Annotated in this window: 22 protein-coding genes; 21 read left to right on the plus strand and 1 reads right to left on the minus strand. The window is 60.2% G+C overall.

From position 1 onward, the window contains the following. The first annotated feature begins 24 nt into the window (after positions 1 to 24). From ACQZ5H_RS05025 to ACQZ5H_RS05110, 18 genes are all read left to right on the plus strand, one after another. Positions 25 to 219, plus strand: coding sequence for a hypothetical protein (locus tag ACQZ5H_RS05025; protein WP_449096892.1), 195 nt, complete (start codon positions 25 to 27; stop codon positions 217 to 219). After that, complete coding sequence (locus ACQZ5H_RS05030) at positions 212 to 841, plus strand: terminase small subunit (RefSeq protein ID WP_449096893.1); 630 nt, start codon at positions 212 to 214, stop codon at positions 839 to 841. Before ACQZ5H_RS05025 ends, ACQZ5H_RS05030 begins: the two co-directional genes overlap by 8 nt. Then, on the plus strand, positions 828 to 2,414 hold the full coding sequence (locus ACQZ5H_RS05035) for a terminase large subunit domain-containing protein (protein ID WP_449096894.1): 1,587 nt from the start codon (positions 828 to 830) through the stop codon (positions 2,412 to 2,414). Before ACQZ5H_RS05030 ends, ACQZ5H_RS05035 begins: the two co-directional genes overlap by 14 nt. Then, on the plus strand, positions 2,414 to 2,626 hold the full coding sequence (locus tag ACQZ5H_RS05040) for a hypothetical protein (RefSeq protein ID WP_449096895.1): 213 nt from the start codon (positions 2,414 to 2,416) through the stop codon (positions 2,624 to 2,626). Before ACQZ5H_RS05035 ends, ACQZ5H_RS05040 begins: the two co-directional genes overlap by 1 nt. After that, positions 2,626 to 4,290: a portal protein gene (locus tag ACQZ5H_RS05045; RefSeq protein ID WP_449096896.1), complete on the plus strand. Its 1,665-nt coding sequence runs from the start codon at positions 2,626 to 2,628 to the stop codon at positions 4,288 to 4,290. Before ACQZ5H_RS05040 ends, ACQZ5H_RS05045 begins: the two co-directional genes overlap by 1 nt. Further along, positions 4,283 to 4,576: a hypothetical protein gene (locus tag ACQZ5H_RS05050; protein WP_449096897.1), complete on the plus strand. Its 294-nt coding sequence runs from the start codon at positions 4,283 to 4,285 to the stop codon at positions 4,574 to 4,576. Before ACQZ5H_RS05045 ends, ACQZ5H_RS05050 begins: the two co-directional genes overlap by 8 nt. Positions 4,577 to 4,711: 135 nt before the next feature. Beyond that, positions 4,712 to 5,101 (plus strand): hypothetical protein, encoded by a 390-nt coding sequence (locus ACQZ5H_RS05055; RefSeq protein ID WP_449096898.1) that lies wholly within the window; start codon positions 4,712 to 4,714, stop codon positions 5,099 to 5,101. Further along, positions 5,028 to 6,011: a hypothetical protein gene (locus ACQZ5H_RS05060; RefSeq protein WP_449096899.1), complete on the plus strand. Its 984-nt coding sequence runs from the start codon at positions 5,028 to 5,030 to the stop codon at positions 6,009 to 6,011. The genes ACQZ5H_RS05055 and ACQZ5H_RS05060 overlap by 74 nt, the downstream gene beginning before the upstream one ends. A 204-nt stretch (positions 6,012 to 6,215) precedes the next feature. Next, positions 6,216 to 7,052, plus strand: coding sequence for a phage capsid protein (locus tag ACQZ5H_RS05065; protein ID WP_449096900.1), 837 nt, complete (start codon positions 6,216 to 6,218; stop codon positions 7,050 to 7,052). A 13-nt stretch (positions 7,053 to 7,065) separates the two neighbouring features. After that, positions 7,066 to 7,371, plus strand: coding sequence for a hypothetical protein (locus ACQZ5H_RS05070; RefSeq protein WP_449096901.1), 306 nt, complete (start codon positions 7,066 to 7,068; stop codon positions 7,369 to 7,371). A 67-nt stretch (positions 7,372 to 7,438) separates the two neighbouring features. Further along, positions 7,439 to 7,885: a hypothetical protein gene (locus ACQZ5H_RS05075; RefSeq protein WP_449096902.1), complete on the plus strand. Its 447-nt coding sequence runs from the start codon at positions 7,439 to 7,441 to the stop codon at positions 7,883 to 7,885. Positions 7,886 to 7,890: 5 nt separating this feature from the next. Continuing rightward, positions 7,891 to 8,559, plus strand: coding sequence for a hypothetical protein (locus ACQZ5H_RS05080; RefSeq protein ID WP_449096903.1), 669 nt, complete (start codon positions 7,891 to 7,893; stop codon positions 8,557 to 8,559). After that, a complete protein-coding gene (locus tag ACQZ5H_RS05085) occupies positions 8,559 to 11,234 on the plus strand; it encodes a hypothetical protein (protein ID WP_449096904.1) in 2,676 nt (891 codons plus the stop codon). Before ACQZ5H_RS05080 ends, ACQZ5H_RS05085 begins: the two co-directional genes overlap by 1 nt. Beyond that, positions 11,234 to 11,617, plus strand: a complete 384-nt coding sequence (locus tag ACQZ5H_RS05090) for a hypothetical protein (RefSeq protein WP_449096905.1) — start codon at positions 11,234 to 11,236, stop codon at positions 11,615 to 11,617. Before ACQZ5H_RS05085 ends, ACQZ5H_RS05090 begins: the two co-directional genes overlap by 1 nt. Next, on the plus strand, positions 11,599 to 12,111 hold the full coding sequence (locus ACQZ5H_RS05095; protein WP_449096906.1) for a hypothetical protein: 513 nt from the start codon (positions 11,599 to 11,601) through the stop codon (positions 12,109 to 12,111). The genes ACQZ5H_RS05090 and ACQZ5H_RS05095 overlap by 19 nt, the downstream gene beginning before the upstream one ends. A gap of 8 nt (positions 12,112 to 12,119) precedes the next feature. Next, positions 12,120 to 15,068, plus strand: coding sequence for a hypothetical protein (locus ACQZ5H_RS05100; RefSeq protein WP_449096907.1), 2,949 nt, complete (start codon positions 12,120 to 12,122; stop codon positions 15,066 to 15,068). Between the two features lie 77 nt (positions 15,069 to 15,145). Next, positions 15,146 to 16,801 (plus strand): hypothetical protein, encoded by a 1,656-nt coding sequence (locus ACQZ5H_RS05105; protein WP_449096908.1) that lies wholly within the window; start codon positions 15,146 to 15,148, stop codon positions 16,799 to 16,801. After that, a complete protein-coding gene (locus ACQZ5H_RS05110; protein WP_449096909.1) occupies positions 16,801 to 19,365 on the plus strand; it encodes a hypothetical protein in 2,565 nt (854 codons plus the stop codon). Before ACQZ5H_RS05105 ends, ACQZ5H_RS05110 begins: the two co-directional genes overlap by 1 nt. Here the strand turns inward: ACQZ5H_RS05110 and ACQZ5H_RS05115 are convergent. Next, positions 19,316 to 19,588, minus strand: coding sequence for a hypothetical protein (locus ACQZ5H_RS05115; protein WP_449096910.1), 273 nt, complete (start codon positions 19,586 to 19,588; stop codon positions 19,316 to 19,318). The two genes, ACQZ5H_RS05110 and ACQZ5H_RS05115, sit on opposite strands and share 50 nt — an antisense overlap. Positions 19,589 to 19,896: 308 nt before the next feature. On the opposite strand from ACQZ5H_RS05115, the gene ACQZ5H_RS05120 reads away from it, so the two are divergent. The 3 genes from ACQZ5H_RS05120 to ACQZ5H_RS05130 all read left to right on the plus strand — a co-directional run bounded on the left by ACQZ5H_RS05120 (position 19,897) and on the right by ACQZ5H_RS05130 (position 24,426). Continuing rightward, entirely contained in the window at positions 19,897 to 20,211 is a 315-nt protein-coding gene (locus tag ACQZ5H_RS05120) for a hypothetical protein (protein WP_449096911.1), read from the plus strand. A gap of 1 nt (position 20,212) precedes the next feature. Further along, entirely contained in the window at positions 20,213 to 21,436 is a 1,224-nt protein-coding gene (locus ACQZ5H_RS05125; RefSeq protein ID WP_449096912.1) for a hypothetical protein, read from the plus strand. Positions 21,437 to 21,864: 428 nt separating this feature from the next. Then, positions 21,865 to 24,426, plus strand: a complete 2,562-nt coding sequence (locus tag ACQZ5H_RS05130) for a hypothetical protein (protein WP_449096913.1) — start codon at positions 21,865 to 21,867, stop codon at positions 24,424 to 24,426. The last annotated feature ends 208 nt before the right edge of the window (positions 24,427 to 24,634 follow it).

Here is a 24,634-nt window from a genome sequence, read left to right on the forward strand (position 1 = left end):
CGGTTTTCAATTTTGGTGATTGTCATGAAAGAGTTCCGGTTCGCGCAGGCGGAGAACGGAGGATGGGTCGTGTTCGGTGTTGCGGATTCGTCTGTGCCTACGCCGATCATCGCCGCATTCTCGTCCACCGAAGACCTGATCGCTGGCTTTGCCGAGCTGCTGAACCCGTCAGAGGGTAGCGGCTCTGGTGATGTCGAGTTGGGTGAGGGCGATGTCTGATCTCAGCCCCAAACAGGCGAGGTTCGTTCAGGAGTACCTTCTCGACCTGAACGCCACGCAAGCGGCTATCCGCGCAGGCTACAGCGAAAAGACCGCCCATTCACAAGGCCCCCGGCTGTTGGAGAATGTTGGCGTTCAGGCTGCCATCCAGAAGGCGAAGGAACAGCGGGCAGATCGGACAAAGATCAACGCTGATTGGCTGCTCGAACGCCTTGCGGAAGAGGCCACCGCTGACATCGCTGACCTGTACACGGATGCGGGAAGCTTGAAGCCGATCAAGGAATGGCCACTCATCTGGCGCCAAGGTCTGGTCGGCGGAATCGAAATTGAAACTCTTCGTCCTCGTGGATCAAAAGGCACCGGCCAGTGGCATGGTAAAGCCCAGGACATACACGAAGAGGAAGAGCCTGAAGAGGAAACCGTCGTCACCAAGATCAAGCTCAGCGACCGCATCCGGCGCTTGGAGCTGATCGGGAAACACGTCGGCGTTCAGGCATTCAACGACAAGGTGGAGGTGACCGGCAAGGACGGCGGCCCGATCGAGACGAAGGAGACCAGCAGCCGGGATCTGGCGAAGGCCATAGCCGCGCTCCTCGCCAAGGGCCTCAATGCAAACGGTTGACCTGTCGCAGCTTGAGGCGGTCATTGCCAACCTGACCGGAGAGCAGCGGAAAGAACTCGAGCAATTAGCTGCGGCCGAGCTCGCAAAGCCGTTCCTGCCCAACCCGGGCCCGCAGACAGCAGCGCTTCTCAGCGAGGCTGATATCCTCCTTTACGGTGGGCAGGCAGGCGGCGGGAAGTCAGCGCTTGAGATCGGCACATTCTTCGACGGCCATTATTCCGGGCTCGTTCTTCGACGTGAAGCGGTACAACTCGACGGACTGATCGAGTTCTGCAAGCAGATTGGCGAGCCTCACTTCGGCAAGTTCGTCGGCGGCAATGAGAACGTCTTCAAGCGGAACGACGGTGGGCGCCTCAAGTTCGCTGGTCTCAACCAGCCGGACGACTGGCGAAAGCACGCCGGTAACGCAAAAGACTATCTGGCCTTCGATGAAGCGGGCGAGTTCCTTAAGGAGCAGGTCTTCTCCCTGATCGGCTGGCTTCGGTCGACACGAGAAGGGCAGCGGTGCCGCGTCATCCTTGGTTCAAACCCGCCCCGCGGCGGCGATGGCGAGTGGATGATCGTCGAGTTCGCGCCCTGGCTCGACCCGAGCTTCACCAACCGCGCTATGCCGGGCGAACTTCGTTGGGCGATCGTGGTCGGCGGCGAGACTGAATGGGTGGAAGGCCCGGGCGTGTACGAGCGCAACGGTGAAGACTACGAGGCAATGTCTCGGACCTTCATCCCGGCTAACCTCGATGATAACCCGTACCTGAAGGACACCGGCTACCGCGCCAAGCTGCAGTCGCTTCCGGAGCCGCTGCGCTCCCAGCTTCTGTATGGCGACTTCAACGCCGGCAGGCAGGATCACGAGTGGCAGGTCATACCGTCGGAATGGATTCGACAAGCGCAGGCGCGGTGGTTTTCCTCCCCGCCTGAAGACGTGCCGATGACCGCTGTAGCCGCAGACGTTGCTCAGGGCGGGGCCGATAAGACACAGATCCAGGCGCGATACGATTGGTGGTTCAGCCAGTTCAAAAGCTACCCCGGCGCTGAAACACCAGATGGCCCGGCCGTCGCCGGCAAGGTCGTTGAGGTGATGCGGGATCGTTGCCGCGTCGTCATCGATGCTGGCGGCGGGTATGGCGGCGATGCCCTGACGCAGCTCGCTCACGCCGATGTCGATTGCTTCGGCTTTCAGGGATCATCGGCATCTGGCAGCCGCACACGAGATGGGATGTACGGCTTTAAGAACTTCCGGGCTCAAGCTGTCTGGCAGTTCAGGGAAGCGCTGGACCCCGCATACAATTCGCAGATCGCGTTGCCTCCTGATCCGGAAATGGCCGCCGATCTGGCCGCCTATCGATGGGAAGAGCGCAAGGGCGAAATCCTCATCGGCCCCAAGGAAGAGATGAAAGAGCGGCTTGGCCGATCCCCAGACAAGGGGGACACGACCATCATGCTCAACGCATCGGGCGCCGGCGGGCTGAAGCGTCCCAAGGCGGCGCAGGAGCGCAGGGAAGCCCGGCAGCGCCACGTCAAAGCCATAACCGCGCAGAGCGCGATGAAGCAACGTTTGAGAGGTAAGCGATAATGGGCGGACTTTTTGGTGGATCACCCGACTATCCCGATCCGGAGCCGCCGGCGACGATGCCCGACCCGAACGACGAGCTTGCCAAGCGCAAGAAGCGTCAACAGACCACGGGCGTCACCACGCAGACCAGCAGCTCGGCAACCGACAAGCTTGCCCCGGTGCCTGGCACGATCGGCCGTGAATACTCCCGTTCAACGCTTGGTGCTAACTGATGGCTGATCAGCAGGGCAAAGACCTGATGGCGATGGACTCTCGCATGTTCTCCGCCAAGGAGAGCATCGATAGCCTCCATCAGGAAATTGCCGAGTTCTTCTATTGCGAGCGCGCCGACTTTACGACGAAGATTTCGTATGGGTCGGACTTCGGATCGCACCTGACGGACTTCTATCCGACGCTGGTGCGGCGCGAGCTCGGCGATCAGATCGGCGCCATGGTGCGGCCGGCAGATCGTCAGTGGTTCAAGTCGACCACCTCGAACAAGGATATCGCCCGTCGTCGGGATGCTTCGGAGTATCTGGAGTTCATGACCCGCGTCAATTGGGCTATCCTCTACAGCCCCGACAGCGGATTCCGCCGCGCAGCCAAGGAAGCCGATCACGACTGGGCCACCTTCGGCATGTCCTGGAAGCAGGTCAGCTACAACAAGAAGCGCGACAATCTGCTCTTCCGCTGCCACCATCCGAAGAAGATGGCCGGATGCGAAGGTCCGGACGGCCGGGTCAATCATGTTCACCGCAAGGAGGATATGAAGGCCCACACGATGGCCTATTGGTTCGGCGAGGCAAAGCTGCCGCAGGCCGCCAAGGACGCGCTGGCGAAGAAGGACTATGAGCGCACCTTCACGGTACGGCACATCTTCGTCCCGCTCGACAAGTACGACCCATACCGAAAATTCCCGAAGGGCGCGGGCTGGGCTGACATCTACGTCACGGAAGACGGCCACATCCTGCAGGAGCAGCCAGCCTTCACCTTCGATTACATCGTGCCGCGATGGGCGACGATCAGCGGCCACTTCTATGCGTTCAGCCCGGCAACGATCATCGCCCTGCCTCAGGCCCGCATGATCCAGCGCATGATGATGACGCTGATCGAGGCGGGGGAGAAGCGTGTTGACCCGCCGCTGGTAGCGACTGAGGACGTTATCAACTCGGCGATCGACATCTCTTCCGGCGGTATCACCTACATTGACAGCGAATATGACGAGCGCCTTGGCGCAGCCCTTCGACCGCTTGATCTTGGCAAGGACGTTGGTCTCGGCGAAAACCTCATCGCTGACGCTCGTCGCTTGCTCGCTGACGCCTTCTACATCAACAAGCTGAACCTGCCGCAGGATCGCCAGAAGACGGCCTACGAGACCTCGCAGCTTGTTCAGGAATATATTCGCAACGCCCTGCCGCTCTTCGAGCCGATCGAAGATGAGGATGCGCTGCGGACGCTCGACCTCGTCTCCGAGAAGGTGATGCGGGCCGGTGGCTACGGCGCCGTCGATCGCAACGGCATCCCGGTGGATATGCCGGAAGCCTTGCTCGGCCAGAACATCACGCAGGAGTTCAACTCCACGCTCAAGGAAGCTCGCGACCGTCAGGTGATCAACGGCTTCCACGAGAGCGCTGCACTGATTGCAACTGCTGCCCAGATCGATCCCGGCGTTACGGCTGATGTCGATGTCCGCAAATCCTTCCGTGATGCCTTCGGGGCAGTCCCGGGCGGCTATGCTGACTGGCTCAACGATCAGGAAGCGGCAGACGCCCAGCGCGCCCAGATGCAGAAGCAGCAGGCACAGCAGGCGGCGCTGGCTCAGACCGGCGCTGTTGCAGACGTGGCTGGCAGAGCAGGACAAGCGGCACAGGAAGTTCAGGCGGCGATGAATGGCTAAGTCTGTCTCGCTCACGGTCCACAAGAACAAGGTCGAAGCCAGACGCAAGCGCGAACTGGCAAAGAATGCCAAGGCTCAGGTGGAGGACATCATCCGCGAGAATGACGTCAGGGCCTACGCTTTCGTTGCTATCGCCGCCGACGGTTCTGCCTACGCCCGTTGGGACACAGGCGCGGTCCTGCCTCTGTGGTCATTTGCAGACACCATCGCCCACGTTCTTCGAGAGGACATCCGGTCCAGCGATATCGCCGATGACTGGCGGCCCAATCTGACGCTCAAGGGCTAGAGATCCGCACCGGACGGCATCCGGGTTTAATTTTATAGGTGCTTGAAGTGACCGTTTTCTTGAATCTAGGGGACATCATCTTAGCAAGTATCGCCGGGGTGTATCTTTTGTGGCTGTGGTTGGACCGCAAGCACAATGGCTGAGCGCAGATACCGCCCTTGGCACCCCGTCTCTGTTCGATCGGACAATGATCAGCCGAGAGACCATCTCGAAATCCGCAAGGCCGACTGCGTGGCTATCCAGGCCATCGCCTCCGGCACTGCCAGTGAAGACCAGCAGAAGCGCGGTTTCGCTGCGATCCTGCATATCTGCGCAATCAGCGATCTTGAATACCTGCCCGTAGAGTTCGGCGGGGAGCGCGACAGTGCGTTCAAAGGCGGAATGAGGCATGTCGGCCTTCAGCTCCGCAAACTCGTTTCACATCCTTTGAATTTACTCACAGGTGAGGCAAATGGCAGACGAGAACACGACCGCCGGACAGGAAAGCCAGCAGACGAGCGAAACGCAGACCGCGCAAAACAGTGACACGTCCACCGCTACCCAGAGCACTGGCGCGGATACGACGAGCACGACCACGGAATCGACTGGCACTGTCGAGAGCCGCGGTGAGGATACCACGGCAGATGCGGACAGCGGTGCCGATAAAGGCGAGCTTCAGCGCTTTCGCGAGCAGTTGGCCGGCGGTGATGCGGGCCTGCTGAAGCAGCTTGAGCGGCACAAGTCCGTCGAGTCCATCAGCAAGTCGTTCAAGGAAGCACGCAATGCCGCCAAGAGCGCCGGCAAGCCGCTGACGCTGGGCGAGAAGGCCACGCCTGAAGAGGTGAAGGCATACCGCGAGGCCATGGGCATCCCTGATGACGCGAAGGATTATCCCGTCGCCTTCCGTGAGGGGTTCAAGGCCACCGATCGTGACGGAGCCATCCTCGACAGTTTCAAGGCCTATCTGCACGACAAGAACGCTGACCCGCGCGCCGCCGGTGCCGCGCTGGAATGGTATCAGGACTTCGCCACCGAACAGCGCCAGGCGCTCGACGGCAATCTCGCCAAGGTCGCCAAGGACACGCAGTCCACCCTGCGTAACGAATGGGGCGGGGAATACGACGGCAATATCAACGCCGCGGCCGAACTGATGACCTCGCAGCTCGGCGAGGAAGGCTTCGAGAAGATGATGGGGCTGCGCCTGATGGACGGCTCCCGCCTTCAGGACAACGTGGCCTTCGTCAAGATGATGGCCCAGCTCGGTTCCGACTATTACGGCGGCACCTCGATCGTCAGTGGTGACGTCGAGACCACCGCAAAGACGGTCCAGGATCAGATCGATGAGCTTCTGAAGCTCCGCGAGACCGACGAGAAGAAGTATTTCAGCGACGACGTTCAGGGCAAGATCACCAAGCTCTATGAACAGCGCGCCAAGATTAACGCCCGCAAGAAGTAAGCGAGCGTCTGGAGTACCCGCGGACACCCCGGCAACGGCCTCCGCACCGTAATGCCCATCCTGAAAAGCTGATGTAGCGCACCCGTTGGATCGCCATCCACGCGGCCCCCTTGGCATGCCCAAGGCCACCCCGCCACGCGATCCGCCGGACACCCGACACACGGCTGAAACCAACCTCAACCCATCTCAAAGGAACGTCCGATCATGGCTTACATGATTACGAAGGACCAGTTCGTTGAGGAGTGGATTGTCGCGTTTCAGCGCGGCGAGACATACCTCAAGAGCCGTGTCTCCGAAGAAGTGATGATCTCCGGCCTCAATGCGAAGTTCGCAGTCCAGGGCGCCGCAGGTCGTATGAGTGAGCGAGGCGTCAACGGCCTCATTCCTTCCCGTAACCGCACGGACACCCAGCCGTCGATTACGTTGAAGGAAAAGCACTCGAAGGAAACGCAGACGAGCTTCAACGTCTTCACCGCACCGGCGAACCTTCGCCAGGCGATGCAGAACGCAGGCGCTCTCGCTGCCGCTCGCGAGATCGACTACACGATCATCGACGCGCTGGCGACTGCGACCAACTCGTACAACTCCGGCTCTGCAGTCACGCAGACGTTCGGCAAGTTCGTCGACGAACTCTCCACGCTCTGGAACAACGACGTCATGGCAGGCCAGGAAATCACCTGCCTGTGGACGCCGAAGACCTGGGCGCGTCTGCTCACCATCAACCAGTTCGTCTCCGCCGACTACATCGACAGCAAGTTCCTGTCCGGTCTTGCCGCCGATAAGCCGAAGTGGTGGCTCGGTGCCATGCACATCATGCACACCGGTCTTCCGGGCAAGGGCACGGCAACGGCTTCGAACTTCATCTTCGCCAAGGGCGCCGTCGGTCATGCCGTCGCACAGGGCGAGATCCAGGTTGCCGCCGGCTACAACGACGAGGACGATTACTCGTACTCGCGTCACACGATCTTCGATGGCGCCACGATCCTGCAGCAGGCAGGCGTCCTCAAGGTTGTCACCGACGACACTGCGGCGTTCACCTAAGGAGGTCTGAACCATGGCATATGATCCCTCTGGCCTCTTCCTTGTCCGCGATGCCCTCTCGGGCGGCGGCCGCAAGGAGTGGCAGCTCAAGACCACCGACGCGATTGCGACGGTCAACACGTCCAACTACATCTCCGACGGCGTCAAGCGCGGCATGGGGCAGGGTGACCAGGTCACCGTGATCACCATGGCCTCGCTGCCGAACGGAGCTGTCTCCGCGCTCAACCTGTGCTTCGTCATCGACGTTGGCACCGGCACCGACACGCTGGGCGTGGACCTGACCGACGGTCTCGCCGTCACCGCGACCGATACCGACTAAGGTTCGATCCATCATGGGGGCTGCTTCGGCGGCCCCTTTTCCTTTTTCTTTTCGCAGGAATTGACCCATGACGGACATCGTCAAACTGAGCGACACTCGCTTCACGCCTTCCGACTACGTCATCCACCGGTATGCCGCGAGCGTGCCGTCTGGAACGACGCTGGAAGACATCCTTCACCCCGAATATTTCGGCAACTGCCTCGCCCATATGCGACCGGGCATGGAAATCTCGGTTCTATCCGAAGACTTCGAGCTCGATGCGCGCCTGCGCGTCCTGACGACGAGCAAGACCACGGCCAAGCTGCGGGTTCTTGACGTCTATGCCGGCGCTGGCGTCGAGACGGACGAGACCAAGATGCCGGAAGTCACCATGGCTGGGATCGAGGTCAACTATGGCGGCCCGAACCACAAGTGGCGATTCCTCCACAACCGCACCGTGGTTGAGCATGGCTTCGTCACCCAGGGCGAAGCGCAGGAAGCCGCTGAAAAGTACGTGGCCCAGGCAAACGGATAACCACTATGGCAACAAAGCTGCAGGTCATGAAGCAGGCTCTGATCCACCTTGAGAAGGACTCTTCGGCCTTCACTCTCACCAGCGAAGTCGAGGCACGCTATGTCTTCGACGATGCTTGGCCGGGAGTGGTCGAGGAGGCGTTCAACGAGGGAGACTGGAACTTTGCCAAGGTCTCTGCAGCTTTGGTGCTGAATGGCGCCGAGACGGCCGCTGCTGGCTGGTCATATGTCTTCGACTACCCGGATGATTACCTCCGGACCATCGCGGTCGCCAACATCCCGGATTTCCGGCAGGCTTTCTACGACTACATCGATCAAGGCGGGTTCATCCACGCCAACCAGAACGTGATGTATCTCCGTTATATCAGCAGCGCGAAGATGGCGGATGAGGCGGTTGCATCCTGGCCGACCATGTTCTGGCGCTATGTAGCGGTGAAGCTCGCCTATGAGACCTGCGGCAAGCTCACCAGCGGTTCGACCAAGGAAGACAAGCTTGAGAAGCGCAAGGAGAAAGCGCTGCGTCAGGCCAAGAGCGTGGACGCCCGCAACGAGAACAACAAGGTCGAGCAGCCCGGGTCGTGGCTCCGAGCCCGCCGCGGCTTCTATGGCAACGGCAACCGGATCGGCAACACCATCGTAGGCGGCGAGATCGTTCTCGGGGACGGTGACGTTTAATGGCGAAGGTCAATGCCCCGATCTATTCCCTGAACGGCGGGGAAGTCGGCGACGAAGGGCTGTCCCGGCTCGATCTTGAGCGCCTGCAGTTCGCCGGGTCTTTGTATCGGAACATGCTGCCGCGCGTGATTGGCTCAATGACCATTCGGCCGGGGCTGGAACACATCGTGGATATCGATCTTGGCGATGTGCAACTGCTCGAATATTCATACTCTGGCGGGTCAAGCCTGATCCCGATCCTGTCGGATGGCGAGATGCGGGTCGTAAAGGATGACGCATTTGTCAGCCGGGTGGCCGTGGCAACCGCCATCACCAACGGCGACTTCTCTTCCTTCACTGGATGGACGAACGCCAGCACTGGCGGCGCCAGCGCATCGGCAAGCGGCGGCAATCTTGTATTGGTCGGCACGACACAGGCAAGAGCGGTTGCCCGTCAGACGCTCACCGTGGCGGCAGGCGACCAGCCGAAGGAGCACGCCATCCGCCTTGATGTGGTGCGCGGCCCGATCAATCTGCGTCTCGGCACAGTGAGCGGCGCGTCGGACATTGTTGAAGCCTTGAGCCTTGACGATGGGCAGCATTCGATCGCCTTCACGCCGAATGTCGGCAGCGTCTTCCTTGAGCTATCGAACGACAATGCCCGCCAGGCGCTCGTCAATGCCTGCACCATCGAGGCCGCCGGTACGATGGTCATCCCGACGCCGTGGAGCGATGATGACATTGATGATGAACTGATCCGGTTCCGTCAGCACAAGGATGTCCTCTACATCGCCTCTGGCGTCTATCAGCAGCGCCAGATCCAGCGGCGTTCTGATACTGGCTGGGCGGTCCAGCGCTACAAGGTCGATGATGGCCCGTTCGTGGGCTCCGATGGCATGACGTCGCTGGCGCCCAGCGCGTTGGTAGGCAATGTCACGCTCACGTCGAACCGGAACTATTTCACGCCGCAGATGATCGGCAAGCTGTTCCGCATCTTCCAGAGCGGCCAGACGGTCAACGAAAGCTTCGTGGCCGCTCCCGCGACAGGCGCCTTCATTCGTGTTGCCGGCGTTGGTGTTGCCCGCCGCTTCAGCTACGCAATCACAGGCACATGGGCAGGAACGGTTCGCCTTCAGGTCTCCGTCGATGATGGATCTGGGAATCCAACGTCTTGGGCTGATGTCTCGGCATTTACGGCAAACGCCGCTGCGAACTACCAAGATGCCGACAACAATGTCGTCAAGTTCTTCCGCTTTGCGCTCAACAGCGGCGATTATACCAGCGGGTCAATCGATACCGCGCTGACCTATTCTGGTGGCAGCCAGTCCGGAGTTGCTCGCGTCACAGGCTATACCAGTCCAACATCGGTATCGGCAGAGCTGCTGAAGCGCCTGTATTCAACCACGGCATCGTTCGAATGGGACACCTCAGTCTGGTCAGACTATGACGGCTGGCCTGCTGCTGTGGAATCCTTCGGTGGCCGCCTCTATTGGGGCCAGGGCGATTTCATCTATGGCTCGATACCTGACGCCTATAAGAGCTTCGACGACACGGTGGATGGGGACTCTGCCCCAATCGCTCGATCGATCGGGGCCAATACGGATCGAGGTATCCTCTGGCTTCTTGGCCTTCAACGCCTGTTGGCCGGGACGGATAGCTCTGAGGTATCGGTGAAGTCCTCCAGCTTCGACGAACCGCTGACCGCTTCAAGCTGGTTCCCGATCGAGAGTTCGACGGAAGGCTGCCTCAATCTCCGCTCGGTCAAATGCGATACAGACGGTATCTTCGTGCAAACGACCGGCGAGCGGGTGTTCTCCCTGACGACGGGGCAGGGCACGTTGGACTATAGCTCCAATGACCTGACGGCCATGCACGAGGAGATTTGCGACGGCTTCGCGATCGTTGATGTCGCCGTGCAGCGCAAGCCGGACAGTTGCATCTGGTTCATCCTGGAGAATGGTGAAGCTCGAGCTCTGACGTACCGGCCGATCGAAAAGGTCATCGCATGGTCGCGCGTCGTCACGGATGGCGAGTTCAAGCGGGTCGTGGCAAATCGCGGCGCAGGCCAGGACAATGTCTATTTCGCTGTCGTCCGTGACGGAACGCAGCGCCTTGAGCGTCTAGCAAGCCTGAAAGATTGCCGCGGTGGTGCGCTCAATTGCCTTGCCGATGGGTTCAAACGGTTCACCGTATCGAGCCCACAGACCATATTCGCAGTGCCTCATCTCGATGGTCTCGACGTCACAGTCTGGGTAAACGGCACCGCTATCCACGATCAGGACAATCTCTACCCGGTCACGAGCGGTCAGGTCGTTCTGTCGCAGACGGTGAACAGCGGAAGCGTCGTCATCGGCCTTCCATATACGGCCGACTACGAATCCACCAAGCTCGCCTATGGCGCACAGGGTGGAACGGCCCTATTCCAGCCGAAGAAGGTCTCGCAGCTCGGCATGTACCTGCTCAACACTGCCGTTGATCGGGTCAAGGTCGGCAAGGACTTCGATACGCTGCGAAAGATGGCCGAGAGCTATAAGGGCAAGGCGTTGACCAAGGGGCAGGTGATCCCGGCATACGATGCTAACCTGTTGCCGATTTCGAGCGACTGGGACACGGACAGCCGCGTCTGCATTCGCGCGCCGTCGCCCTATCCGTTCACGGCTGCGTCCCTCGTCCTAGACGTAAAAACGAACGGCTGATGCTGAATCCTCGCGGTGAAATCGTCACAGCTACGGAAGACGACATCGCCCGTTTCTATGGGGCGATTGAGTTTCAGTCACAGTGGGCAGCGCGCGTGCTGCGCAAGGGCTCGTTCGTTGCCGGGTTTGGCGGCCTAATCGAGATCGAGGACGGGACATGGTTTGCGTTCTTCGAGGTGCCGGCGCACCTGCGCAAGCCGTCTGTCTATCGCCATATCGTCTCGGCATTCAATGAAGCCAAGGCGAAGGGGGCTCGCATAGTGAAGGCTCACTGCAACAGCGCCATACCGCGGGCAAAAGAACTGATGGAACGTCTTGGCTTCGAGCCCACAGACGAAATGATCAATGGCAAGGTAGTCTGGGCATGTCGGGTTTCGAACTAATCGCTGGCATTGCCGGGGCCGCCGGTTCCGCGCTTCAGGTCATGGGCACGCTGCAGCAGGGCCGGGAAGCCAAAGCGCGCTATCAGTATGAGCAGAAGCAGGCATCGCAGCAGGCAGATGAGGCTGAAGCATCGAGCCAACGTGACGCCGCGGAGCGCTACCGTCAGGGACAACTGCTCCTGTCGCAGCAGCGGGCCGCCATCGCCGGATCAGGCGGAGACGTAACAGACCCCTCCGTGATCGATCTGATGAACGACACGCAGGATCAGGTCAACTACGCGGCCGACAGCGAGATATACAAGGGCAAGCAGCAGGCCAAGGGCTATAATGACGCCGCGACCGTCGCCGGAATCAATGCCGACAATGCTATGGATGCGGCTTGGCTCAGCGCCGGGGCACAACTCTTCGGCGGCATCACCGACATGTATACGCGCTTCGGCAAGCCGTCTCGGCAGACCGCCCCGTCCACGTCCGTCAAACTTCCTTACGGTTGAGATAATACATGGTGCAAATCCCGACTTCGCGCGATGTCGCTTACAGCGGCGTGCGTTCCGGCCGCATCGCGCCGAGTGGCCCGTCCGTCAGTGTCGGGGCTGCGGTTGCGGAAGCCGGGCAGACGCTTGTGCGATCGGCCTTCAACCTCCAGACGCTTGCTGAGCGCGAGCAGAAGGATGTCCTGGCGGACAAGAGCAATTCCGTCTCGACTGCCCTGACGCGCTTCCTTGGCGACGAGGAACAGCGATATCTGAAAGCGCAGGATGAAAGCAGCGAGTCCGGTATCGGCTTCACTCGCTCGTACCTTGAAGGATGGCAGAAGCGCTCCAACGACTTCGCCAAGGCCAATTTCGAAGGCCTGTCTGAGGACGAGCAGACCCGCTACACCAACACCCTGCTGAGCCGCGGCAACGATCTTTATGCCAAGGCAGACGCCTTCGAGAACAAGCAGAAGGGCAGCTACTACGACCGGACCACGAACAGCAGCCTTGATACCATCCGAACCCAGATCCGCGCCAACTCGGCCGACTATGGCCAGTTGAAGGAGCAGGGCCTCGCCGCCATCAACTCCACCACCATGCCGGAAGCGTGGAAGGCCGAGCGGCGCCAGCAGTGGGATGCCGACGCGGCGGAGAGCAAGTGGCGTTGGAAGTTCGATAGTAACCCGCAGGAAGCCATCACCGAGATAAAGGGCGGCCAGGGCTCGATCGTCGACAAGATCGTCGGAGCGGAGAGTGGCGGCAACAACAACGCCCAGAACCCCAGTTCATCGGCCGGCGGTGCAGGACAATTCATCGATGGCACATGGCTTGCCATGGTCAAGAAGTATCGGCCAGATATTGCTGAAGGAAAGACTGCCCAGCAGCTTATCGCCTTGAAGACCGACGGCGCTCTCTCTCGCGAGATGACGGGCCGGTATGCTCAGGAAAACGCCGACTTCCTCCAGAACCAAGGCATCCAGACGACGGATGGAAATGTCTATCTCGCCCACTTCCTTGGTCCGCGCGGTGCCGCTCAGGCGCTGAAGGCCGATCCCAATGCATCTGTCGAAAGCGTGCTCGGGGCTGATGTGGTAGGCTCTAACCCCTTCCTGAAGGGCAAGAGCATCGCCGATCTGCGGGCTTGGTCCGACAAGAAGATGGGCGGCGCTGGCGTGGCGAGCGACTACGCTGCCATTCCGTACGATCGCCGACAGACCCTGATCAACTGGGGCGAGGGCGAATACACAAAGCAGGTCAACCAGCAGAAGCAGGAAGCGCGCGGCTTTATAGAGACGGCAGTTGCCAATGCCCCGGTGGCGATCCAGAACACCGGCAGCTACCAGAACGCCATGCCGACGCCTGACCAGTTCAATATGGCCTATGGCCCGCAGGATGGCGCTCAGCGCTACAATGCGTTCCGCGCCGCTGTGGAGACCAGCCAGGAAGCCTACAAGTTCCAGACCATGCCGGAGAGCGACATCGCCTCTGCGGTGAAACTGGCCGAGCCGAAGTCGTCGGGAGACAATGCAGAGCTCGAAACGAAGCGCTACGACGCCCTGTCGCGCGCCGCGGCGGAAACCCTGAAGGCACGCGAGGCGGACCCGTCCACCTATACGCAGAGGGCTTTCCCTGCTGTTGCGAAGGCATGGACGGACGCGCAGACCAGCGGCGATTACTCCCAGGCTCTGTCGATAACTGCCGCGACCCAGCAGCAGCTCGGCATTCGGAACATGCAACTGCTCCCGAAGCAGATCGCTGATGGCGCCGTGGCAAAATTCAAGGATAGCGAGACAGGGGCGCAGGATCGGTTGAATGCGGTGGCGGGCCTCGTATTCTCCACCCGTGACCCGGCGCAGCGCCAAACCGTCTACAAGCAATTGACGGATGCCGGCCTTCCTCAGTCGATGGATGGCGTCTTCGAAGCTATGGCCCGCGGCGACCGGGGCGCGGCCAACCGGCTCATGGAGGCAGTGGTCACCGATCCCGCCAAGCTCCCTAGCAGCCGTGAGACGACGCCGGCCGCGATCACCGAAGCCATCTATGGCGATGTTTGGGCCCCGGGCGAGATCGGCTACACGGCCTATGGTCTCTCCTATGGCGATGCGACCAGCCTTGAACGTGCCCAGCGTGGCACGGACCTGATGAACAAGGCTGTCCGGCTGCGTATGTCGCGCGGCGAGGACATGCAGACGGCTATCGACGGGGCCAAGAAGGATCTGTTCGGCGATAAGGTCGTGTTCTCGGGCAGCGGCACGGTGCATGCTGACCTGGCCGTCAATTCCGACGTCGATCAGACCGCGCTGTCAAACGGCCTCGCGGCCTCGAAGGAATCGTTCCGGCAGGCACTGACAGCACAGCGGGATCGCGTTCTTGGGGTGCCGTCGGATAAGTTCATGGCTCAGCCCAATCCGGCCGGCCTGCTTGAGCGCGGCAATATCGACCTCACGGCTCGTCCACAGGTCAAGAACGAGGACGGTTCAGTCAGCACCGTTCGGTCCATGTCCTTCAACGAAGATGATACGGAAATCCTTGTGCCGACGGTTTCGGACGACGGACGAATCCTATCCGATCAGGAAGCAATCGATCTCTATCACCAGACGGGCAAATTTCTCGGGAAGTTCAAATCCCCTGGTGAGGCAGATGCCTATGCGGAAGCGCTGCATAATCAACAGGACGCGGAATATGTCACCGCTCCGGGCCAGCGCGCCATCCTTGGCACAGCGACAGAGAACCGCATCAATGACATCCTGTCCAACGGGGTGTTCGTTCAGACCGGCAATGGTATCGGGCTGCGCGACCCTTACACCGGGCAGTTCGTGTCGGATGCGCAGGGGAAGCCTCTGACGGTGCAGATGGATGATCTCTTGGAGCTTGGGGTTAAATCCCCCGATGCGTCTGGGCGTCCGTTCACGCAGGATGAGATGTACAATGGGCCGGTACTGTTCGACGCACCGAAGCCGACGGGCGGCCAATGACCTTTTCCTTTATCAGCAACCCGACCGGCGCGGCGCTTAGCGATCAGGACTATATCGCCTCAGCGCTCGAGCAACCTATGTCGATCGGCTCGACGTTCCTGGATCAGGCGAAGGGCGGTGTTCTCGAAAGCTTCGGCCTTGGCACAGCGATCCGCGAAATGTCGCTTCCGAGCGAGGCCCCAACCACACCGGGGATGGTCATCACGCCTCTGGAAGGTGATGGCCCGGTGCGAGTGCCCGATACGCCACAGATGCGCCGCCGCATGACCGCCTATGAGGCTGTCAACGGCCAATCGCTTCAGGTGCGACCCGAGACGCCGCAGGAGTTTCAGCAGCGCCAGCAGGAAGCAGGAGCGCTCAGCGAGGATGCATACAAGGCCTCGCCATCGTTCCGTCCGAATATCCCTTGGCAGAACGGCATGACTGAGGACCGGGCCGCAGCCCTGGCCCAGCAGGATGATCTGCGGAAGGTGCGTGAGTTCTACGCTGCGAAGCGGCCGATTACCGCATTCTTCGGCAATCTCGGCGGCCAGGCGCTCGACCCGATCAACTATATCCCGGTGGCGGGGGAGGCCGTTGCCACTGCGAACGTGGCGCGGTTCGGCCGCATAGCGGGAAGGGCGATCACCGGAGCGCTCGATGCCGCAGGCAATACGGCAGGTGCTGCGCTGTTGACTGCGCCCGCGCGCGCCGAGCTCGGCGACGATGTGTCGTTCCATTCGACCATCTCGCAGATAGCCATGGCCGCAGTCATCGGCGGAGCCTTCGGCGCTGTCGCTGGACGCTTCGGTCGCGATACGCCGGCAGAGTTGCGGGTTGATGCTGAGGCGAAGCTAGCGACCCTGCAGAACGTGCAGGAGGCCCGTGTCGCGCTGAATGATGCGCTCGACGGTATGATCCACCAGAGCGAGGTCTCGGTTTCTCCTGCGACGGCTGACGTCATCGCCCGGGTTGCCGATACTGAGCTGCCAAAGGTGGCGATCGAGCGCATGGCCCGCGAGGCGGATCCAGTGAGCTTTGACCGGCTCGACGTGTTGAACCGAACCTTCGATATCAATGACGCCGAAATCCGGCGCTTGCAGTCGGAGACAATGAACAACGAGGAATATGGCCCTGTCCGCGCGGCCATGATCCAGGCGGATCAACTCGCGGAAAGGGTCAAGGCTGCTGACGAAGCCGCCGCAAAAGCCACCAGCGAGAAGCAGCGCGCCATCGATGCAAAGCGGGCAGAAGATGCGCGGCAGGCTCTTCGTGATCACCTCGCGACCATCGACGACGCGAAGGTGCAGAAGATCGAGCAGCTTGATGAGGCTCTTTCTGCCCGACGGGCGGCTCAGGAGCCTGTGATCCGGGAGCGAGATCAGCTCACGACCCGCGCTCAGCAGATGCGCGAAGAGGCGAGGACGCGATATTGGGCCGAGCCCCCGGCGCGTACGATCATTCAGCAACCCGTCAATGTGGCTGATCAGCTTGCCCCTGCGGCGCCGGAACGCGCCGTTGTGGAGGCGGAGAAGCGTGTTGCACGCCCAGAGGCCACACGGGAGACGGCGGAACAGTTCCGGGTCAACCCTGAAACCGGAGAGTTCCCGGAGTTGGCTGACGTCGACCAACTCATCGCTGATGGCCGTGTATCCGATGAAGACCGCGCTTTGCTTGAAGAGGCAGACGCAACCCTGAAATCCGCGAACGCTTACGGTGAAGCCGTGAAAGCTTTCGCAAGCTGCGTGATCTGATGGCTGAAGACTTTAAAGGTTCATCCTGCTATGCCGCCGCCGCCAAGGCAGCGAAAGCCGCTGGCGAGGAGTTGTCTGACCGCGACATGGCCGCCGCCTACCGCGCGGCTCAGCAAGAGCGGCAGAGGCTGCGGGATGCTGGCGTGGCCGATGGCGTCGATGAGAAGGTTCTTGCCGCCGCCGAGCGGCATGCAGAGCGTACCAGGATTGCCGCTGCCCTGCAGAAGCGCCATGCTGCGCTGAACATCCTCGCCCGCGATCGGCTTGACCAGACGTTGGACGCCTTTCGCAAGGCCGGGCTCTCGCCGCGTGACGCGCTTCTCGCCGTTATGGAAGGATCACAGCAGGGGATCGAGGGTGCCCGCAATTCGGTCTATGCCCGCCAACTCGGCTATGAGGCCCGATATGTCGGCGGCATGATGGCCGAAATCCAGAAGAACGCCCCGCATCTGGTCAACACCTTGGCCGACAAGCGCCTCTCTGATGACGTCTTTCGTGAGATGGGCGAGCTTCGCGAGGGCGGCCAGCCTGGCGTCACTGGCAATGAGGATGCCAAGTATCTGGCCGGCGTCTTCTCAAAGTATGCCGAGATGAGCCGGACCGAACTCAATAGGCTCGGCGCAGCTATTGGCAAGCTCGATGGCTGGGCAGGCGCGCAGGTCCATGACGATCTCAAGATGATGTCGGCAGGCAAGGAAGCGTGGGTCGATACGATCGCGCCTCTCCTGGATGTCGAGCGCACCTTTCCGGACGCTGCGTCGGCGAATGAAATCCGGGACGCTCTCAATGACGTCTACGACACGCTGATCACCGGTGTATCGAACAAGGTCTCCGCTCGTGAGAAGGGGCAGCGGGTGAATCCGGCCAATCTGGCAAAGAGCCTTGGCAAGTCTCGAGTCCTGCATTTCCGGAACGCTGAAAGCGCGCTGGCCTATCGGGACGCCTTCGGCTACGGCAACTCGATCTATGGCGTCATGGCCCACCAGCGCCGCGCCGCGCAGATGGCGGCTCAGATGGAAACATTCGGGCCGAACCCGGAGAACATGTTCAACAGCCTGGTTGAGGCGGAGCGCCGCCGCATCCGCAACGACGAGAGCATATCGCCCGAGCAGAAGATCAAGGACATCGGCAAACTCAATGCTGACGCCGGCCCACTTCGATCGGCATTCGAGGTCATGTCCGGTGCCATTTCTCGCCCGGGGAATATCAAGGTCGCAAAGATCGCGGGCGACATTCGCGCCGTCCAGTCTATGGCAAAGCTCGGTGGCGCTGTCCTGACCGCCATGCCGACTGACGTAGTCGGCGCTGCGCAGGCAGCAATGTTCCGCGGCGGCGGTTTCTGGAACGGAATGGTCGAGCAGATCGGCGGCATCTTCAAGGGACGCCCAAAGGAAGAGCAGGCCGAGCTCGCCTTCATGCTGGGCGAGGGCTTCGACAGCCTTATCGGTGAGGTGATGTCCCGCGGCATGGCAGCCGATGGGCCTGTCGGCAAGCTCAGCCGCATGCAGGAGACGTTCTTCAAGTGGAACGGGCTGAACTGGTGGACTGATGTCGGCCGCTCCGTGGTGGGCCGCTCTGTCGCCGCCGAGATGGGTATGCGTGCTGAGAAGGCTTTTGCCGACCTGCCGGCGAACTATCGGCACGTCCTTGGCCTGCACGGCATCGATGAAGCGCAGTGGAACGTCGTTCGCCAGGCTTCGCGTGAGATCGATGGCAAGCGCTATGTCACGCCTGATGCGGTGCGCGAGCTTTCTGACGAAGCCGTATCTGGCATGATCGGAAAAGGGATCAAGTCGGCGGACGATGCCCGCCGCGAGATGGAAATGACCTTGCTGCGATTCGTGGCGGATGAAACGAACTACGCCATCGTCGAGACAGATGCCGCCAGCCGCCGCGTATCGACGTGGGGAACCCGGCCTGGGACGTTTGCAGGCGAGGTAGCGCGCTTCGTCATGCAGTTTAAGGGCTTCCCGATCGCATTCTCTCAGCGCATTCTAGGCCGCGCTCTCTTCGGTGGCCGTGGCGCTTCCAAGTGGGAGCGGGTGATGAACAACACCCCGCATCTCGGCGCACTCATTGCTGGCCTCACAGTGGCTGGCTACATGGCAATGACGATGAAGGACGCTGCCAAGGGCTACTGGCCGCCACGCGACCCGCTCGACCCGAAGGTGATGACTGCGGCTCTGACGCAGGGCGGCGCGCTCGGCATCTACGGAGACTTCCTCTTCGGCGAGGCGAACCGCTTCGGGTCTGGCGCTCTGGAGACCTTCTCAGGCCCATTCATCGGCACCATCAGTGACATCGTGAATGTGCCGTTGAAAGCAAGGACGGCGATCGAGCAGGGCGAGCGGCCGAAGATGGCGGGCGATCTGTTGAACCTTGCCCTGAACAACACGCCGTTCATCAATCTTGCCTACACCCGGCCGGCGCTGGACGTTCTCTTCATCAATGCTCTGAAGAACTGGGCGAGCCCCGGCTACATCAACAGGCAGCGCCGCAACAGGCAGCGGGATTTCAACCAAACCTCGCCGCTACCAGCCACGCTATCAGAGCTGCTACGCTGACGAGGAGCGTCCAGGTTAGCGCGGTTCGAGAGACAAGAGCCTTCGCACCACGACCGCCATCGATTATGAACCCGACGCCAGACAGGAAGGCGATCGCCCAGATGGCAAAGAACGGCAAGGCATAGGCCGATGGCAGGCCAGCGCCCGCAACAGCCGCTGCAAGCGCGCCGAGCAGGGCAAGTAGGGCGACAAACTGCAAGAACTGCTTTTTGGTCTCAGCCATTTTGGCCCCTTTTTGCTACGCCAAGCACGATGACACATAGAGCCGCGAACGCGATGGGCGCGAGTGTGAGCTTCCATGCAAAAGCTATTTCGGTCGGCGCCCAATATGGCCCGAATGGGTTGAAGACGAACACCCACATCCAAACGGCGGCAGCCCAAAGTATGGCTCCAGCGATGAAGTAGCGCGTCAACGTGGGTGAGAATTTGAACATGGGTGCTCCGGCAACCATCCGATGAAATCTGAGAATTGAGAAAATTACAATGGGCTCGCGCGTTGCGGGCCTTTTCCAACAGTGGAAAGGAACGGCAATGGCATTCTCTGGCATCCACGTCGTCTGCGGCTTCGCCGGTATCGACGGCTACGAAACGACAATCCCTGCGATCATCAAGAACGCGGCATGGTCTGAGAGCCCGGCAAGTGGTGTTACCAGCACCAACGCGGCACCTCAGGTCGGCCCTGATGGAGCGCCGATCTTTCGGATCAACGTCTCAGCGGATTCCTACGTCTCGATCGGCCCTAGCCCGAACTCGGGATCTAGCCCGCGGCATCTGCTGCTGGCATCGCAGGGCACCTACGATATCGGGGTGAAGCCGGGCGATAAGATCCAGTGGGTGGCTGCATAAGATGCCGGGCCTCAAGACTTCTCTCCTGGGTCGGACATCCCTGCCGATTTCGTTGCGCGGTATTGATGCCGCCCGGAAACAGGGCGGTGGGGTAGCTCCTGATCCACTACTGCCTTACCAGACGTATGATGCGTTCACCAGCAACGGAAACATAGCGGGCCGCACGCCAGATAAGGGTCCCGGCAACTGGCAAACTTACGCAGACCCTCTTCACTCTGGCCAAGCGGCACTGCCGGTAGCCTCCGGCGGCGTCATGAAGATGTCGTCCGCTGGGGACGGCAATCCGGCGTACGGCATGCTTCCTCTCGGGGCGGTGCCTTCTCAGTTCCACTGCACGTTCATCGCGGGAAGCGCAGGATCGCAGCCACCCGTCATGGGATGTCTGCCGGATAGCTCGCCGGGCACCATCGATTTTAGCGACCTGAAGCTCCTCCACATGTACCTGTCCACCAACGGGATGGACCCCCAGCTTGGCAACATGGCCTTCTTCGGGGACACGGCAGCGAACCATCCGTTTCAGTGGAGAGGGGTGCAGCAGACCTTTAGCACCCCGACACCCGGCAACCTATATGACTTCGATGTCTTCCTTGACCCACCTAGCGGCTGGGTGATCATGGAGCTTCGGGACCACGCATCAGGAAACCTCCTCGCCACAGCTCAGTGCAATGACCTGATGCTGCCTACAGTGACCGGAGGCTATGGATTCTGGGAGTTGTTCAACACTACCATGTTCTATGACGTGGTGTGGACCAAGGTAGCTCAGACCATTCAGGTTCCTTCCGGGTTCAACCCGGCCATACGGACCTACTTCGCATCCGACCCCGGATTGGCCATTATCGACAGCCCCTTTGCAGGCGGAACCCATACATACGTGGGTGCCGGAGATTACAAAATCACTTCTGCTGCGGCTATGGGTTCTGGCGTCTGTGTGCGCAGCGGCGCAGTGGTGAACGGCAAGCACACCAAGCTCTGTGTGGACGTGAAGACAATGACGGGCAATTGGATCACCGCCGTAGTGCCGCCGCCCGAAAGGCCGGGCGGCCTGCTGTCAAACTATGTCCAGCTAACCCTTGGCCGAAACATTGTGGACCTGACCCACTCAGGTTCGGATGCCGGGGGCGTTACCGTGCTCGGTGGTCTTGGTGACGGCGCTGGAGAGATACATCTCAACGGTCTGTTTGTGATCAACGATGGCCCTGTTATTCAGGCGCTTACGAACGGCTAACGACCCATATCGCAACCCGAGCAGTGCAGCGCTCTCGCGCCCTCTCGACTTCCAGCCAATCGTTGCTCGATCGAATTACCCTGGCGTCGCGAACGTGTTCGCCAAGCATTGGGTTGTGCTTCAGCAGGAAAATTTCGAAAGCGATAGCGCCACGGTGTTTACGGATGCTCATGGCATTCTCCTATGTTCGATCAAAGGTAATTCCGCTGAAGTCTCAGCTTGAGACCCAAGGAAATGATCGAAGCCCGGATGGCCAGCGTGGCGGCGTTTCGATGTGGAGAATTTATCAGCCTAGCTGATCTTCGTCAAAAGATTCGGCAGCTTTAAACACCCCACCGCCCCATCATCGTGTGATGGGCACCTGAAGACAGAAAACCTGAATAACCGAGCCGCCCTGAGAAGGACGGCTTTTTCTATGGAGCAAGCCATTGGCAACCGAATACGATGACAGCCAGGATTGGACGTTCTTCATCCGTGGCCCGAGCAAGACCCTGACGAACGGCAATGGCTTCGCGACCCGCTGGTCGGAGCAGACTGTGGCGGCGCTCCGCTCTATCGGGTTCCTCGACAATATGGTGGATGGCACCGTCCCGCCTGTCGATACGTCCATGCTGTGGCTCGACAAGAACAGCGATCCGGCCATCCTGAAGGAATACAATCCTGTCGGCGCGGCGTGGGAACAGGTCACCAGCCAGACGCTCTTTGGTCGCGTTCCTTGGCGCGGGCCATGGGACGACGAGCCGATCTATCGGCGGGGCGATGTTGTCAGCTACAATGGCGCAATCTGGATCGCCATTCTCCCGAGCCAGAACCACCCGCCTGCTGAAGATGCATATTGGGACTTGTTCGTTCCCGGCATCGCTGACAATTCGGTGTCTACGGCCAAGCTTCAAGATGGTACGGTCACCAATCCGAAGCTCGCTCCAGGGGCCGTTTCACTCGATAAGCTTTCCACCGGTATCGTCGATTACGACACTGAAGCGCTGTTCGTTGCGGCCTCTATTCCTGCCGCGGTCAATCAGATCCAGACTGCGGGATATTACGCTCCCGGCGATGGCGGCGCGCACCGCAAGGTGCGTATCGCAACCCCGTCTCCTGTGAAGGCCTGGCACAAGCAGAGCGCAGATGGCGCCTGGTGGGCACTGAGCGTAGATGTTGTCACGCCTCAGATGTTTGGCGCCGTGGGCAATGGGGTGGCCAACGACACCACAGCATTGACTGCGGTCGATGCTTTCGGGCGCCCCTGCTTTTTGGCTAATGGGATGTCTTTTGTTACCACGTCTGCTCCGGTCGGTGATTTCTTTGGGCCAGGTAAGGTTGTCGTTAACGGCGTCGATTCATTTGGAGCGGAGCTTGGCGAGAGGCTTCATGGGGCGCGTTTGCGCCAAGCGGCAACTCGTTGCGTAATTCCGAACTTCAACAATACTACCAACAAGCAGATTTACTCGTGGACGCGGTATTTTGCGAAGGCACGTCTAAATGGCCCGCGCGTTCAGTTCCCCAACTGGTATCACGACGGCAACTCCGTCGCTGGATCAGGGGGGAATCTTACCGTGACGGCTTCGATCGAGTATCCTCGCGGAGTCTTCAGTCAGGTGAAGTGGAGCGGGTCAGCGTCTACAGTCATCGCGGATCTTGCCACTTCAAGCCTTTCGGACACGATCACGGTTGATATTCCAGCAGGCGCAGAATTCTTCGTTCACGCTTACGCGACTAGCGCGGTCGGTATTGTATTCTCAGTTACAGAAGACGCGGCTCGTGGTGAAGGCGCTGAGTTTGGACCATCTGGGATCACCGACAAGACGATGACTGGTGGTGGAGTTAACAACGGCAACAACGCAGTCTACGGCCCGTGCGCGGTAGTTGCCATGTCGGACAAGCCCGCTGTTTATATTTGCGGGGACAGCCGCGAGAGCGCGTCTGGGTTCGATACTCCAAATTATCTGTCAGCGATGGGACACATTGCTCGCGCGGTCGCGCCTGTTTGCGGCTACATCGACGTCTCTAGGGGTGGGATAAATCTGTCAGAGTTTGTAGCTTCTCACACACAGACCTTGGCGCTCGCGCAATACTGCGATGTCGTCGTGATTCACTTAGGCATCAACAGCCTGACGGCGGGGGTCAGTGCCGCGACCGCGCTCGCAACACTGAATACCATCATTGGCTACTTTGCAGGAAAGGAAATCTGGCTAGCGACCGTTGAACCAGTCAGCACTTCGTCTGATGGATGGGTCACGGTAGAAAATCAGACGGTGGATGCGACCAACGCTGCGAGAACCGCATTTAACGACGCAATCAGGGCTGGCATCGCTGGTGTCACGGGGTATTTCGACATCGCTGATGTCTTCGAAAGTTCCCGCAACTCAGGAAAATGGAAGGCTCCTGGCGGCGTTGCTTTGACTGTCGATGGCACCCACCAGACACTCGCTGGATATGAGTGGGGAGAACGGAGCGGTGTTATTCGGGCAAGCTCGTTCCTTCCGTCGAGCGTGCCCCTGTTTTCAAGGTTTGCCACGCCTTCGGAAGTCTGGACTGGACGGGCATCGGGTCTCGCTGTCGATCCGGCGGTCTTTGGTGCGCGCCCCAGCTTCAAGGCGAACAAGAACGCTGCGGATCAAGTCGTGACGTCAGCCGTCAGCACCAAGTTGACATGGGCCGCAAAAGTTTTCGACACAATCGACGGATTTGATCTCGTCAACGGTCGCTGGGTTCCGCCGGCCGGGCGGTATCGATTGCACGGACAAGCTTATGTTTCTGCCGGTGCCGTGGATGCCGCCCAATTTATTATCCGAGTTGCGAAGAATGGATCGACGGCTGCAGAGTTCACGATGAGACCGAGCGGCACGGCTGGCCATTCGCTTTCTGTAGACACGATACTGGAGTCAAACGGATCAGACGCTTTCGAGATCTGGGTAAACCTAGCCGGTACAGGCGACAAGACAATATCAGGCGACGCCACTCGAACTTATTTTGAGGGGTACATCGTTTGATTTTTCAGGCTTATCGTTCGGGCTTTATTAACTCGATAATGATGTCTGCCAAATCGGCTGCCGCGTCTCTCGGCTCGGCGGATCCGCGGTGTTCCCGCATATGCTCGTCGCCAAACTTTATAGAATGCTCAAAGTCCGTAAGGGCTTGGTAAAGGCGCTTGCGGGTTTCCGCTAGTTTTTCAGTCAATGTCGTCTCTCCGTATCTTTG

This window comes from Rhizobium sp. 21-4511-3d, from assembly GCF_053522545.1.

Coding starts and splice junctions, on each gene's coding strand:
- ACQZ5H_RS05090 (WP_449096905.1), top strand. CDS start 11,234: ATGCTGAATCCTCGCGGTGAAATCGTCACAGCTACGGAAGACGACATC.
- ACQZ5H_RS05065 (WP_449096900.1), top strand. CDS start 6,216: ATGGCTTACATGATTACGAAGGACCAGTTCGTTGAGGAGTGGATTGTC.
- ACQZ5H_RS05125 (WP_449096912.1), top strand. CDS start 20,213: ATGCCGGGCCTCAAGACTTCTCTCCTGGGTCGGACATCCCTGCCGATT.
- ACQZ5H_RS05035 (WP_449096894.1), top strand. CDS start 828: ATGCAAACGGTTGACCTGTCGCAGCTTGAGGCGGTCATTGCCAACCTG.
- ACQZ5H_RS05055 (WP_449096898.1), top strand. CDS start 4,712: ATGGCTGAGCGCAGATACCGCCCTTGGCACCCCGTCTCTGTTCGATCG.
- ACQZ5H_RS05030 (WP_449096893.1), top strand. CDS start 212: ATGTCTGATCTCAGCCCCAAACAGGCGAGGTTCGTTCAGGAGTACCTT.
- ACQZ5H_RS05040 (WP_449096895.1), top strand. CDS start 2,414: ATGGGCGGACTTTTTGGTGGATCACCCGACTATCCCGATCCGGAGCCG.
- ACQZ5H_RS05120 (WP_449096911.1), top strand. CDS start 19,897: ATGGCATTCTCTGGCATCCACGTCGTCTGCGGCTTCGCCGGTATCGAC.
- ACQZ5H_RS05045 (WP_449096896.1), top strand. CDS start 2,626: ATGGCTGATCAGCAGGGCAAAGACCTGATGGCGATGGACTCTCGCATG.
- ACQZ5H_RS05110 (WP_449096909.1), top strand. CDS start 16,801: ATGGCTGAAGACTTTAAAGGTTCATCCTGCTATGCCGCCGCCGCCAAG.
- ACQZ5H_RS05100 (WP_449096907.1), top strand. CDS start 12,120: ATGGTGCAAATCCCGACTTCGCGCGATGTCGCTTACAGCGGCGTGCGT.
- ACQZ5H_RS05085 (WP_449096904.1), top strand. CDS start 8,559: ATGGCGAAGGTCAATGCCCCGATCTATTCCCTGAACGGCGGGGAAGTC.
- ACQZ5H_RS05080 (WP_449096903.1), top strand. CDS start 7,891: ATGGCAACAAAGCTGCAGGTCATGAAGCAGGCTCTGATCCACCTTGAG.
- ACQZ5H_RS05095 (WP_449096906.1), top strand. CDS start 11,599: ATGTCGGGTTTCGAACTAATCGCTGGCATTGCCGGGGCCGCCGGTTCC.
- ACQZ5H_RS05115 (WP_449096910.1), bottom strand. CDS start 19,588: ATGGCTGAGACCAAAAAGCAGTTCTTGCAGTTTGTCGCCCTACTTGCC.
- ACQZ5H_RS05060 (WP_449096899.1), top strand. CDS start 5,028: ATGGCAGACGAGAACACGACCGCCGGACAGGAAAGCCAGCAGACGAGC.
- ACQZ5H_RS05105 (WP_449096908.1), top strand. CDS start 15,146: ATGTCGATCGGCTCGACGTTCCTGGATCAGGCGAAGGGCGGTGTTCTC.
- ACQZ5H_RS05050 (WP_449096897.1), top strand. CDS start 4,283: ATGGCTAAGTCTGTCTCGCTCACGGTCCACAAGAACAAGGTCGAAGCC.
- ACQZ5H_RS05070 (WP_449096901.1), top strand. CDS start 7,066: ATGGCATATGATCCCTCTGGCCTCTTCCTTGTCCGCGATGCCCTCTCG.
- ACQZ5H_RS05075 (WP_449096902.1), top strand. CDS start 7,439: ATGACGGACATCGTCAAACTGAGCGACACTCGCTTCACGCCTTCCGAC.
- ACQZ5H_RS05025 (WP_449096892.1), top strand. CDS start 25: ATGAAAGAGTTCCGGTTCGCGCAGGCGGAGAACGGAGGATGGGTCGTG.